The organism is Belliella marina (assembly GCF_042682445.1).
Taxonomy (GTDB): Bacteria; Bacteroidota; Bacteroidia; order Cytophagales; family Cyclobacteriaceae; genus Belliella; species Belliella marina.
In genome coordinates, this window is sequence record NZ_JBHUHR010000015.1 from 508,837 (window position 1) to 522,056 (window position 13,220).

A 13,220-nucleotide genomic window follows, 5' to 3' on the forward strand; every position below is an offset into this window, starting at 1 on the left:
ATCGTTTGTAGATTTTATCACAAACTAAAGAAACTCTCTTATTCTGCCAAATGATATGTCTTTTTTGACTTAATAGTTTTGCTGTTATAATATTCATTTAAAAACTTCACTATCGCATAACCGACTTCCTGCCCAAGGTTCACAGGAACAGCATTCCCTATCTGCTTGTATTGCTGAGCCAATGACCCCGAAAATTCCCAGTCATCCGGGAATGTTTGGATTCTTGCATATTCGCGAACAGTAAAAGGCCTGGTCTCATCGGGGTGACATCTTTCTGTCTGCTTCTGTGCGGGACTACAAGTCAATGTCAAAGAAGGTTCATCCCAACCTATCCTGCGTGCCATGCCCGTCTTACCTCCCCCAAGGTGAAAACTTCCTCCCATATATTCCATTTGCGTTTGTAAAGGCAAATCACGCCAATATCCTTTTGGTGGAATCATATCCAAAACCTTCTTTTTGTAAGCCGGATATTTTGCCCCAATTGATATGGGTACATCACAGTCAAACAGGCTGCCTTTTTTCAAGGCGTCTTCCAAGTTATAAATCTTCTTATGGGGTTTTGGATAATAAAAGTCAATGTCAATGTCTTTTCTGACACCTACCAATATCAATCTTTCCCTTTTTTGGGGTACACGATAATGGATCGCTTTCAACACTTGGACAGGCACTACCTTATAGCCGATTTCATCCAAAATGGAAATCATACCCTGTAAGGTTTTCCCTTTTTCATGGCTAAGCAATCCCCTTACATTCTCACCAATACAGATCGCAGGGTTTACTTCTTGTACCACCCTTGCAAATTCATAAAACAAAGTTCCCCTAGCATCATTCAGACCAAGTTTTTTGCCTGCATAACTAAAGGCCTGGCAAGGAAATCCACCTGTGACCACATCTACTTTGTTATGGTATTGCGAAAAATCAAAATCCTTGATATCCCCTTCCATTACATTCCAGTGTGGTCTATTTTTTCGCAGTGTATCACAAGCCCATTTGTCGATTTCGTTTAGTGCGACACACTTTAGCCCCGCTTTTTCTAAGCCGATACCTAAACCACCTGCACCTGCAAACAGCTCCAAAACAGCATATTTATGCTCAGGCTTGACATAATTGGAGACTTCATCATCCGCCACTTCGTCAAACATTTTGCCAAGGAGCAGTTGCACATCAGATTTTCTATAGACACGATAATTGGAAACAGGTTCACGCACTGCATTCAGAATGCCCTCTTTGTCCCACCTTCTCAGTGTCTCTTTGCTTTTCCCCACAAGTTCAGCCGTTTCCGCAAGCGATAAATATTCTTTCATAACCAAATTATCAAACCTTACACATTGGTTACAAATATAAGGATGGATTTTGTAATTGGAAATAGGGATAGATTTTTATTATTTTATGATTATCCGATACTTTTCCACTAAGTCAATCTGTTGCAGACAATCATCAACCGGTTGATATGAATTTTGGCAAGTCAACCTAATTCTGTGACCACATCCACCACCTTCTTCACACACATCCCCAATTCTTCCTTGACCTCAAAATCCCAAAAGCGCAGGATGATCCAGCCTTTTGATTGGTAGAAATGGTTGATTTCGCGGTCTCTTTGCATGTTTCTTTCGATTTTGGGAATCCAGAACTCACGGTTGGATTTGATTTGGTGTTTTCTCTTTTGCCAATCATGGCCATGCCAAAAAGTCCCATCAACAAAAATAACCAGTCTGTACTTGATCAGACTGATATCGGGTTTTCCAGGCAATTTCCTTTTGTTGCTTCTATACCTGACACCGGCATGCCAAAGGGCCTTTTTCAGGAGGATCTCTGGCTTGGTATCCTTCCCTTTGATCTTCGACATGGTCCGGGAACGCTGCCTGGTAGTGTAAAAACCATTCTCCTCACAGAAAACAGGCACTTCGATCTTTGGTTCTCGATATGGTATTGGCTTTTTGCTCAAGGGTGAAGCTGTTTCCCCCAATATACTAAATAATAACAAATCTTTCCCCAGGACATCTGTCCAAGATTTTTCGTCTAAGTAGTGTAAATTTGTCAAGAATATGAAAGCGATCAAACTATTTACGATTCTCGGATTGATATGCAGCTTGGTAGGCTGTGGGTTAATGGACGGCTTGAATGAACAAAGTCTCAGCGGCTATTATGAGGGAACTTTTGAGCGGTTTGTAGATGGAAACTCTGCGGGCGTAGCGGATGTTTCGATCAATTTTGAAGGATTCAACTTCAATGGCCTGAGCGAAGAGCCTAGATACCCTGTGATCTGTGCCGGCAATTATTCTATCAAAAGAAAAACCATCTCTTTTTCCAATACCTGCATTTTTACAGCTGACTTTGACTGGACATTGATCCTCAGTGGGGATTGGCGAATAGAGGAAGCTGGCGAAAACCTAACCCTCTCCAAAAGTGGTGGGAAAGTGGTGGATCGGTATAGATTGACAAAGGTTGAGTGAAAGGAAGGATGAAGGGTGAAGGGAAATTTGGATGGTGAGGGAGAAAAAAAGTATAATCAAAACCCGAGCTAGTGCTTGATCCGTCATTCGGTGTTCAAAACACTTAATTCAAAAAATGTCAAACATCGAATGGAGAAGTGCATACGGAAAACTCAAGACCACTTGGTCTGGGCTGAGGAGAAGCGAGGCGAGAGATAGGGAGAGGAAGAAAATCAAATGGCCGATATGAACTCTATCGTGATTGATTTTGCATAAACATGATTGTTTAGAATATTTTTTTGGGGAATTGGGATACGCGGACTTTAAAATGTGTTTTTGGAAATTGCACAGCATCAAAAAATTCATTTCCATATTTTTAATATGAAGGATAATTTAAAACCCATATTTAACATATCGTCAATGAAAATATTATAAAAATAAATTATCTGTAAATATTCAGCTTATTTATTGAATTAATTTTAATGAACAGAATGTTTTCTTAACTTTGAAATATCAAACAAAGACAAAAGGTCGAAAATTTGACAAAACAAATTGTAGGATGTTGAAATTGGCAGACATGCCCTCCTGTCTCGGGGGTGGGGATTCCAGGATAAAGCGAATATCGAGCTCGTATTTTTGCCTAACTGCCCCGTGGAGGTTCGAATCCTTCTCCTACAGCCAAAAGCCAGAAACAAAAGGTTTCTGTCAGAATTTAAAAATATTATACTGTAGGATGTTGAAACTGGCAGACATGCCCTCCTGTCTCGGGGGTGGGGTTCCAGAATAAAGCAAATAGCGAGCTCGTGTTTTGCCTAACTGTCCCGTGGAGGTTCGAATCCTTCTCCTACAGCTGGTTATTTTGGGTTTATTGTTAATTGACTAAAGCTGTGAGACTTTGTTTCGCGGCTTTTTTATTGCCCAAAACCTACAGGCTCCAAATTATTCATATTTCTCAAAATCCATGCTTGTCTACCATAGATGTAGGCTGTAGGTTTGGCGGGAGACCAGCGCCTTGGATTGGGCAATGTGGCCGCTATCAGTGCAGATTCATTTCTTGTCAAGTCCGATGCGGATTTTTTGTAATAAGTCAGAGAGGCAGCTTCCGCTCCATATATTCCCTCTCCCATCTCGATGACATTGAGGTAGACCTCTATGATTCGTTCCTTTCCCCAGATAAATTCTATCAATACTGTAAAATATGCCTCCAGCCCTTTTCTAACCAGCGTTTTGGAAGGCCATAAAAATACGTTTTTTGCAGTCTGTTGGGAGATTGTGCTGGCTCCTTTGATTCTTTTTCCCTGTTTATTCCCTTCCCAGGCCTTTTTCATGGCTTCTACATCAAAGCCATTGTGCGAAAGAAACTTCTGGTCCTCGGCTGCAACCACTGCCTGTGGTAGGTTTTTGGAGATTTTCTTGATAGACACCCAATCTTTATACAACCTTACCTCTTTCTTTTCATCAAAGCTTTGCTCCCAAACCCTGATCAGCATCAGGGGAGTCACTGGTACAGGTACAAACTTATAGACAATGGTCATCCCTATCGTAATGATAAAAAACCACATCACTATTTTGGCTAATATTCTGAAAATCCTTTTGGCTATCTTCATATTGAAATGCTTTTTACGGTGTAGCAGTAGCTTGTATAAATCTATAGTAGAAGATCGAATCTTCTTTTGCTGTCAACTCGTCCATCGCGTTTTGCATGGCATGGATTTGTGCTTCATTTATCAACCCTTCTTCCAAAAGCATTGGAGCCCCGCTACTCATTAAATTTTTCCAATAATTGAAGACTGTTTTCTTGTCCTCAAAGTGACGGCTGTCAAGATGAAAGCCTCCAGATCTCAATGAAATATTCGTATATCCTGAAGCTTCCAGCAGGTCTCCCAACTTAGCACCTACTTGAGGATCTCCTCCGATCTGAACTTGATAGTCATTGTATATTCTCCAATAATCCATGATGGCAGGGATGGATGGATAAGTATAAAATGTTGCATTAAATACCTCTGTAATCACCACTTTGGCATTGGGTAAGAGGTGCGGTTTCATACTTTTCAACACTTGGATGGGGTCTGAAATATGCTCCAAAACCCAGCAGATGAAAGCTGAATCAAATTTCCTGTCCAAAACCAGTTTCCTTGCATCTTGCTGTATAAACCGAACTTGGGGAGCAGTATAGCCCGACAAATTGAGGTTTTTTTCGGCTTTTTCGATTTGCTTGGCTTCATATTCTACTCCCGTGATCTTCAGGTGGGGAAACTTCTTCAACAAGATCTCTGTCTGCGCCCCTACACCAGAACCAATCTCCAATAGCTCACGCTGTTCCGAAAAATCTATGTAATCATAAATCGGTTTTTCGATCACTCTGGCTTGGTGACGAAGCCTTTCCTGTTCAATCTCCTGGTATCCGTGTATGTATTTATATTGGGTCATTTTGGCATTAGCTTCTTCTATTCTTAGGCAAATTACGCTGAAAATTACGGGATTTTTAATACCTTTAATTTTTTTAAAACACATAAAAACTATGAGTCAACTCAGAATCGGAAGTTTTGAAGATTTCGAAAAATTTATAGGATTGGAACTTGGCCTATCTGACTACCACAAGATCACCCAAGAACAGATCAATCAATTTGCTACCGCAACTTTGGATCACCAATGGATTCACACCGACCCAGAGCGGGCAAAGGCCGAGGGGGCATTCGGGGATACGATAGCGCATGGCTATTTGACACTTTCGATCGTGCCATATCTTTGGGGCCAGATCGTGAAGGTCGAAAATCTGAAAATGATGGTCAATTATGGCATAGAGCACTTGAGGTTTGCACATCCGGTTTTGGTAAACAATGAAGTACGGCTAAATGCCAACCTCAAAAGTGTCGTAAATCTTCGTGGCACCATCAAAGCTGAAGTCAATGTAAAACTTGAGATCAAAGACCAGAAAAAACCAGCTTTCACAGGTGTATTGGTCTTCCTTTACCATTTTCAATAGGGGTTTGAAAATATTCACATTTCCATAAATCCAAAAGCCCATCAAGATTTGAAAATTCTTGATGGGCTTTTTTTTAGAGAATAAGATTAATGGGCATATTTTTTATGAATCTGCTGACAGTAAAATGTCATTTGTGGGGATATTAGGCCCAAAGAGAATTTCACTTAAAAATTCAAAATAGGTGGATGTAAAAACCAGACATATTTGCTATTATTGATTATAAAAACCTGGGCTGTTCAGGATAAAAATATATGCTGGAAATTACCATGAAACAACTACTGAGGATTTTAGCATTAGTAATTGTAGCTGCTTGCAATAATCAACCTCTACAATCGAAACACAGTCCGATAGGAAATTGGGGGTTTCTAGATGAAAATCTTAACAGTTCCTGGCTATATACTGAAATCTATTTTAACGACAGTACTTATGCCATACAAAATGAATCATTTGGTACGATGGCCATCAGATACTGGATGATTAACGATACCATCTATAAATCTAATGGAGATAAGCCAAAGCTATCTATTGGTTTTATTGAAAGTCAATCAAAAGACTCATTAATTATCTTTGGTGAAAATGGAAAACATACTCTGAAGAGAATTGATCAGGCAGAAAAGGGCTATTTTGAATATGAAAATCTAATTGATACTTTGAATTATGAACGATATCGGAGAGACTTTGAAAACCGGGCTATAAAATTCTATATTTCTGAAGGATGGTTTCGTACAAAAGATGAATCCCTAGAAATCAAGTCAAAAATTGACACAAGTACAATATTGGATGAATTTGAAGATTGACAATACAGGTTTATAAATTATTATTATTCAGTACATTCAACATGTAAAATAATTCCACAAAACATTCGCTTATATTCCTGTATAGAAGGCTACTAAGTGAAAGTTTGTATCGGGTATATTTAAGTTATCGCTCAGTGTAGAAAACCCGAACATCAAAATGACATTAGGAAAAAGAGTAAATTTGAAGCTAAAACATAATTAATTATCGATAGTGACATCAGAATCGCAAAATATTGAGTTTAAAGTAACCTGGAGAGACGAATACTTGAAATGGATTTGTGGTTTTGCGAATGCCTTTGGTGGAACTATTTTTATCGGAAAAGGCGACACGGGAAATGTAGACCACTTGAAAGATGCTAAAAAATTAATGGAAGAAATCCCTAACAAGGTAAGAGATACTTTGGGGATTTTGGTTGATGTTAATCTGTACCAATCCGACCAAGGGGAATTTATTGAAATTCTTGTTGAGCAATATCCTTATCCTGTCAATTACAAGGGACAATATCATTACAGAAGCGGCAGCACCAAACAGGAATTAAAAGGTGCAGCACTTGACAAGTTTCTCCTTCAGAAAAAAGGGAAAAGATGGGATGGAGTTCCGGTTCCGAATGTTTCAACAAATGACCTCAAGCAAGAAACATTTGATTTTTTTCGTAAGCGAGCTTTTAGAAGCCAAAGAATTGATGAAGAAAGTTTAGCCGACAGTAACGAACATCTTATTGAGAATCTTCAACTCAAGGAAGGTAAATTTCTTAAGCGTGCGTCTATCCTGCTTTTTTATACAAATCCTGAAAAATACATAACAGGGTCTTACATAAAAATTGGTTTTTTCGAAAGTGACAGCGATTTGAGATTTCAGGACGAAATTCACGGAAATCTTTTTGAACAAATTGAAAAGACCACAGAGTTACTTTTCACAAAGTATATCAAGGCTTTGATTAGCTATGAAGGTTTAAATCGTGTGGAAACTTACGAGTATCCAAAGGAAGCAATTAGGGAAGCATTACTAAATGCAGTTGCCCATAAAGACTATTCCGGTGGTGTTCCAATTCAAATCAGTGTTTACAAAGACAAGTTAATGATTTGGAACGAAGGACAACTTCCTGAAAACTGGACAGTTAAGAACCTATTGGAAAAACACGCCTCCCGACCATACAATCCCGACATTGCAAATGCTTTGTTTCGAAGTGGTTACATTGAATCTTGGGGACGAGGAACTATTAAAATCATCAATGAATGTAAAAAAGCAGGAATCCCCGAACCAGTTTTTTCTTACGATTCAAGCGATATTTCCGTAGAGTTCAGAAAAGACATTTACAATGAAAAACATCTGCAATCACTTGACTTGAATGTACGACAAGTTAAAGCGGTGTTATATGTGAAAGAGAAAGGTAGAATCACTAACAAAGAATATCAGGAAATAAACAATACAACAGACAGGACTGCATTAAGGGATTTAGAAACACTGATTGAATTGAATATCATTAAGCGAATAGGTGAAAAAAAAGGTGCTTACTATGAATTAGCTCCTTAGATGTCGGATATGTCGGATAAATGTCGGATAAGGCAGCCTATGTTTTGATTGGCTAATAATTATCTCAATTGGCACATAAGACAAAACTAACAGACAATTAAATGGACAGAGAAGAACACCGAAGCGATAACAGGCACTTGGCTCAATGGCGGGTTAAGTACCTCTATGACAGTTTAGTGCAAGGCTCAAGCTTTGTGTTTCTAATGAACATTTGTGCTAAGAATCCGTCACTGCGCCAAGCACCCGACTGTTGTAGCTCATGCCTTGGACAGAAATTACATCTAAATAACAATGAATAATACATCATGGAGACATCATTATATCCCAGAATTCTACTTAAAAGGATTTACAAATGAGGAAAATACATTCAAAATATATGATGTCCAGAGAAAAAAATTTATTAGAAATGGTAAAGATTTCTCTACAAAGTCATACTTTTTTGAAGAAGACGGGAATACAATTCTGACAGACAAGGGGGCAGATGACTTTATTGAAAAGGGTTTTGCAGAGATAGACAATAGAGTTTCTTCACTTTTTAATAAAGTAAGAATTGCTGACTCCAATACACGATTTGGGCTTTCTGAAAATGACATGCCAGCTCTCCAACACTTTGTTTCAGTACTATTCTGGAGAATACCATCAAATTACGACAAAATAAAAAAACTAATTCACGAAAATGAATTACATGAATTTGGACTTTTAATCAAATCAAAATTGACAAATGAAACTGTCAGAGATGAAGAGTTGGAAAATAAAATAAGAAATAACCCAAGTTTCTTTAAAGCGCTGAAACTACTTTTGCCAAATCTAACATATAAACGCTTATTAGACTGTGACACTCCACTTACAATTCAAACATTTCCTAAAGAACTACCGGCTTTATGTTCAGATAATCCTGTAATATTTGAAAAATCTAACTTCCCAGATATATATTATGATGATTTTATTTTCCCACTGACAAATAGGCACGTCTTAATAAGGGCTAATAAAATTAACCCTAATGTACCTGTACATATCAAAATAACCATTGACTTGATTGTTCTCAAACAAGCTAATAAATATGTAAGCTGCACTGACTCAAAATACATAGGAATGCTTGAAAACCTCTTTGCTAAGCAAAATATGACTTTGGACAAATTAAAAGAAATGGTATTTAGAACTCTGATAGACTCCAAAATCAAATAGTATAATATATAGACTCGTTCACATCAATAAAATTAACGGTTAACTTGTGACAAGCCTCTATTGTAAAGGAAAAGTTGATATTCACGAGCTACAATCGAGTAGCCCGACCTGAGCCATTTGGCTCAGGTTGAGGCTCTCACACCACTCCCGAAGCTTTCTGGATACGGGTCTCCCCGAATCAAGCCTGTCTGCTGGCAAAGGCAGGTTCGGGGCAGGCTGTATACGGCGGTTCGTAAAGCATAGGAATGCCGCTCTTTACACCAACACTCCCTTTCCGCTACTTTTAAGATAAGGCTACGCAAAGGCTCCCAGTCGAACCTGCCTTCAGCAGACAGGTTTTCACTTCACAATACGTTCGCCCCTTCATCAACTCGTGAGAACTCCTCGGATTTCCGAAGCTCAAGTCCTGTCAACTACTATGGCCTCTGTATACCGTTTCCCGATATACGGGACAGGCGCTGTTCGTCAGTACCGGATTTTGCAGTCTCGCTTCCTTCACTGTATGCCTCACGGCAACCAGCTCCGATACTCGGGACAGGCTTTGCGGCTTGCTAACAGGCTTCACCAACTCGCCTGCAAGGGATGCCGTCATTCATCGGCACTGGCATTTCACCCTCTGGAATAATTTGGTATCTTCGATACCAAATGCCCATGCTGGGCACACACAGGGGTTTGGCAAAATGGGGGCAGAAGTGCTAAATTGAACATTAGTAATTCTATTTGACATTTGTGCAAAACTGAACATTTGTGCTTCTAATCCCCCACTTCGCCAAGCCGAGCGGTTGTATGTAACTTCTCCAAACTAATATGGATAAAACTAAACTTAAGAATTATTTCCATTCTTTGTTTCCTATAGAAACAGAAACTGTTGAGGAAATCACTGAAACATTCAAGCATTTTACTCTTGAAAAAAACGCCATACTGCTAAACAAAAATATAATTAGCACAAAAACCTATTTTTTAGAAAAAGGCTATATACGCTCCTACATTCTTAACGAAGACAATGAAGAAGTAACAACAAATATTTATTCTGCACCTTGCTTTGTAAATGATTTTTTATCTTTTTTCAAAAAACAGCCTACAAAAAAAGTATACGAAACGTTAACAGATTGTTCTTTTTGGGAAACCAGTTTAGAAAATGTGCAACAAAACTTCCATACCATTCCTGAATTTAGAGAATTTAGCCGGCTTTTATTTGTTGTAAATTATTACAAACTAAATGATCGGCTAATTGAAACTGTAAGTCAAAAAGCAGAAACAAGATATTTAAACCTGTTAAAGAAACAGCCTCAAATTTTCCAACACGTTCCCTTAAAAATTATTGCTTCCTATTTAGGAATAACCGATAGCACATTAAGCAGAATTAGAAAGGATATTTCTAAAATGTAATTTCTTGACATTTATCAAGTGAGTTTTCTCTTGGTTCATCTCATTTTTGTAAAAAAACAAAATGACGGGTAAAAAACATATTGTAATTATAGGACTCGGAGGAGTAGGTGGCTATTTTGGATTTAGAATTAGTCGGTTTAGTGAAAAAAATAATCTTCATAAAATATCATTCGTAGCAAGAGGCGAAACATTTGATACCCTTAAGAATAATGGTTTAACCCTAATTTCTTCTGAACATCAAAACAATATAACAAAACCAGATTTTGTGGCTTCCAAAATTAAAGAGATAATTGAACCTGACTTGGTATTAATTTGTGTTAAGGAGTATGATTTAGAAAACGTATGTAATCAATTATCGGAAGTGATAACAAACAGCACTATTTTGCTTCCTATGATGAATGGTGCAGATATTTATGATAGAATTCGAAAAATAATACCCAATAATATCATTCTTCCTTCTTGTATTTATGTTGCATCTCATATAAAACAAAAAGGAGTTATTGAGCATAAAGGAAAAACAGGAAAATTAATTTTCGGGAAAGACCCACAAAACACTTCCAAAAATATTGATTGGGTTTTAAATCTCATGCAAAACTGCAACATAGACTTTGATTATAAAAATGATGCTTTAATTGATATTTGGACCAAATTTATATTCATTTCAAGTATTGGTCTTGTGACAACAAAATATAATTCATCAATTGGAAAAGTATGTGTTGATAAATTACAAAAAGAAGAGGTGACGCATATTATGAGGGAAATCAAAGAAATTGCTAATAGTAAAGGAATAAAGCTTCCAAAAAACATTATTGAAATTACCTTCGATAAAGCTTCTACATTTCCACCTAAAACCCCAACATCCCTACAACTTGACATTCATTCAGGGAAAAGTAAAAATGAGTTAGAATTATTTGCAGGAGCTGTAATAAAGTATGGCCGTGAATTAAATATTAAAACTCCATTTACAGAAAATATTTATAACGAGATAAAAGCTAAACACATTGTATAAGCGTAATGCGGGCTGAATGGCTAAAATTGAGCATTTTTGCTCTTAAGAAACTTTGCGGTAGGCTGACAGAAAACGTCTCCGAAACCCCGCACTCCGCTTATACTGACCGTCGGTGGCAAGTGTGCCAGACGACAGTAACAACATAAAAAACAATGCAAGACATTCTATTTGACTTTATATCAAAATACGTTTCTCTGACAGAAGAAGAAAAGAACGCATTACTTTCATTAGACTTGTTTCACTCTGTAAAGAAAGGGACAGTTTTACTCAAAGAAGGACAGAATTCACAAGAAAGCTATTTTGTTTTAAAAGGCTGTATCCGTGTTTATTACGTTATTGACGGTGAAGATAAAACAACAGCTTTCTACACAGAAATGGAAGGCTTGACACCACATTGCGTAATAAACAAAGCTCCATCTGACTATTTCATAGGTTGTAGTGAAGACTGTATTCTTTTGATTTCAAATACTGATATGTCAGTAGAAGTTAACAGTAAATTTCCGAAGTTTGATACTATGTGTAGGATGTTGTCGGAAGAATTGTTGGCTAAACAACAAATCGACTTTGATGAATTTAAGACTTCTTCACCTGAACAACGATACTTAAATTTAATGCAGAAAAGACCCGACCTTATTCAACGTGTGCCACAGCATCAATTAGCAAGTTATTTGGGAATAAAGCCTCAATCATTAAGCAGACTAAGAGCAAGAATTTTAGAAAAAGTAAAAAAGTAAAATCATTTCTTAACTTAAGTGAACGAGTTGTAGCCTCATACCAATCTACTTTTGCCGTATCGTTTAACATCAATTAAAAAAACATATGCAAAAGAAAATTTTATGGATTGGACTTGCCTTATTTTTGGTAAGCAATTTACAAGTACACGCACAATATGCCGAAGACAGTACTTACAAAAAGTGGTTTGTTGGTAGTACCTTGTTTTTATTAGGAAATTTATCACCTGTAAATCCTCCAGGCTTTGCTCAACTAAATTTAGGTTACCGCATCACTGGAAAAGATGTTATCTCCGTGGAAGTAATTACATGGAAACACTCTTGGCCACTTGGTATTAACCCAATATATAATAATCAATATGGAAAACCTGAAACAAAATTTCCAGGGAATATACGAGAATACGGAATAGGCTTGGCTTATCAAAGATATTTGTGGAAAGGGCTTTACTTAGCAGTACATGCAACACCTATGAGGCAAATATACAGAGATGAAAACCGAAAAAATGTGGGTTATAGTTTCATTATATTCAACACAAACCGCATTGGATATCATATCAAACTTTTTAAGGATAAAATGTTTATTGAACCATCGTTAGGTATTGCGGGACGTCCTTATCAAGGAAAAATGCCAGCAGATTTCAAAGAGCAAGACGATAAATGGCCAAAATGGACTCCTGAACCAGGACTACACTTCGGGTTTAATTTTTAAATCATACAATACACAAAAGAAAATGGTGGACATCAAAGTTAACGTAAAACTAAAGCTCGCTTCACTTTGGGCGAGTTTTATGTTTCTCTATATCTATGTTGATTACTTTGCATTATATATGCCAAGTAAGATTGACGATATTACCAAAGGCAAAATATTTGTATTTGATATTACTCAAGGCTTTATTTTTATAGCACTTTTCTTAGCCACTATTCCGATATTAATGATTTTTCTATCTTTAGCTTTGCCAGCCAAGACAAATCGCTTAACAAATATAATAGTAGCAATCATTCATATTCCCTATATGTTATTCAATTTGGCAGGGGAGGCTTGGCTACATATGTATTTTGCGGCAGCCGTAGAGGTAGTTCTTCTTTGTCTAATTATCCGTTATGCTTATAAATGGTCTCAACTTAAAAATGAAAAACTGTAAGAGAATGTGTTTTTG

The 13,220-nt window shown here is 37.3% G+C and carries 14 protein-coding genes and 1 tRNA gene; 11 read left to right on the top strand and 4 right to left on the bottom strand.

Features of this window, described 5'->3' with window-relative positions:
• Positions 1 to 38 precede the first annotated feature (38 nt).
• Both dcm and ACFSKL_RS06480 read right to left on the bottom strand, forming a co-directional pair.
• Positions 39 to 1,304, bottom strand: coding sequence for a DNA (cytosine-5-)-methyltransferase (dcm, locus tag ACFSKL_RS06475; RefSeq protein ID WP_376884551.1), 1,266 nt, complete (start codon positions 1,302 to 1,304; stop codon positions 39 to 41).
• A 161-nt stretch (positions 1,305 to 1,465) separates the two neighbouring features.
• Positions 1,466 to 1,945, bottom strand: coding sequence for a very short patch repair endonuclease (locus ACFSKL_RS06480; protein WP_376884553.1), 480 nt, complete (start codon positions 1,943 to 1,945; stop codon positions 1,466 to 1,468).
• A gap of 100 nt (positions 1,946 to 2,045) precedes the next feature.
• On the opposite strand from ACFSKL_RS06480, the gene ACFSKL_RS06485 reads away from it, so the two are divergent.
• Positions 2,046 to 2,453, top strand: coding sequence for a hypothetical protein (locus tag ACFSKL_RS06485; protein ID WP_376884555.1), 408 nt, complete (start codon positions 2,046 to 2,048; stop codon positions 2,451 to 2,453).
• A gap of 532 nt (positions 2,454 to 2,985) precedes the next feature.
• A tRNA-Asp gene (locus ACFSKL_RS06490) sits at positions 2,986 to 3,113 on the top strand.
• Between the two features lie 230 nt (positions 3,114 to 3,343).
• Here ACFSKL_RS06490 and mtgA read toward each other — a convergent pair.
• Complete coding sequence (gene mtgA, locus ACFSKL_RS06495) at positions 3,344 to 4,039, bottom strand: monofunctional biosynthetic peptidoglycan transglycosylase (RefSeq protein ID WP_376884557.1); 696 nt, start codon at positions 4,037 to 4,039, stop codon at positions 3,344 to 3,346.
• Between the two features lie 13 nt (positions 4,040 to 4,052).
• Positions 4,053 to 4,862, bottom strand: coding sequence for a class I SAM-dependent methyltransferase (locus tag ACFSKL_RS06500; protein WP_376884559.1), 810 nt, complete (start codon positions 4,860 to 4,862; stop codon positions 4,053 to 4,055).
• A gap of 91 nt (positions 4,863 to 4,953) precedes the next feature.
• Here ACFSKL_RS06500 and ACFSKL_RS06505 point away from each other — a divergent pair, with 91 nt between their 5' ends.
• The 9 genes from ACFSKL_RS06505 to ACFSKL_RS06545 all read left to right on the top strand — a co-directional run bounded on the left by ACFSKL_RS06505 (position 4,954) and on the right by ACFSKL_RS06545 (position 13,205).
• A complete protein-coding gene (locus ACFSKL_RS06505) occupies positions 4,954 to 5,418 on the top strand; it encodes a MaoC family dehydratase (protein ID WP_376884561.1) in 465 nt (154 codons plus the stop codon).
• 251 nt (positions 5,419 to 5,669) lie between these two features.
• Complete coding sequence (locus ACFSKL_RS06510; RefSeq protein WP_376884563.1) at positions 5,670 to 6,215, top strand: hypothetical protein; 546 nt, start codon at positions 5,670 to 5,672, stop codon at positions 6,213 to 6,215.
• Positions 6,216 to 6,426: 211 nt separating this feature from the next.
• Positions 6,427 to 7,749: an ATP-binding protein gene (locus tag ACFSKL_RS06515; RefSeq protein WP_376884565.1), complete on the top strand. Its 1,323-nt coding sequence runs from the start codon at positions 6,427 to 6,429 to the stop codon at positions 7,747 to 7,749.
• Between the two features lie 291 nt (positions 7,750 to 8,040).
• The gene (locus ACFSKL_RS06520; protein ID WP_376884567.1) at positions 8,041 to 8,934 is read left to right on the top strand and encodes a DUF4238 domain-containing protein; all 894 of its coding nucleotides are present in this window, start codon (positions 8,041 to 8,043) and stop codon (positions 8,932 to 8,934) included.
• Between the two features lie 807 nt (positions 8,935 to 9,741).
• Positions 9,742 to 10,323 carry a Crp/Fnr family transcriptional regulator gene (locus ACFSKL_RS06525; protein ID WP_376884569.1) on the top strand — a complete coding sequence of 194 codons (582 nt, stop codon included), beginning with the start codon at positions 9,742 to 9,744 and terminating at the stop codon, positions 10,321 to 10,323.
• Between the two features lie 61 nt (positions 10,324 to 10,384).
• Positions 10,385 to 11,332 (top strand): ketopantoate reductase family protein, encoded by a 948-nt coding sequence (locus ACFSKL_RS06530; RefSeq protein ID WP_376884571.1) that lies wholly within the window; start codon positions 10,385 to 10,387, stop codon positions 11,330 to 11,332.
• Between the two features lie 152 nt (positions 11,333 to 11,484).
• The gene (locus tag ACFSKL_RS06535; RefSeq protein ID WP_376884573.1) at positions 11,485 to 12,066 is read left to right on the top strand and encodes a Crp/Fnr family transcriptional regulator; all 582 of its coding nucleotides are present in this window, start codon (positions 11,485 to 11,487) and stop codon (positions 12,064 to 12,066) included.
• 85 nt (positions 12,067 to 12,151) lie between these two features.
• On the top strand, positions 12,152 to 12,772 hold the full coding sequence (locus ACFSKL_RS06540; protein WP_376884574.1) for a hypothetical protein: 621 nt from the start codon (positions 12,152 to 12,154) through the stop codon (positions 12,770 to 12,772).
• A 22-nt stretch (positions 12,773 to 12,794) separates the two neighbouring features.
• On the top strand, positions 12,795 to 13,205 hold the full coding sequence (locus ACFSKL_RS06545; protein WP_376884576.1) for a DUF6326 family protein: 411 nt from the start codon (positions 12,795 to 12,797) through the stop codon (positions 13,203 to 13,205).
• Positions 13,206 to 13,220: the final 15 nt, after the last annotated feature.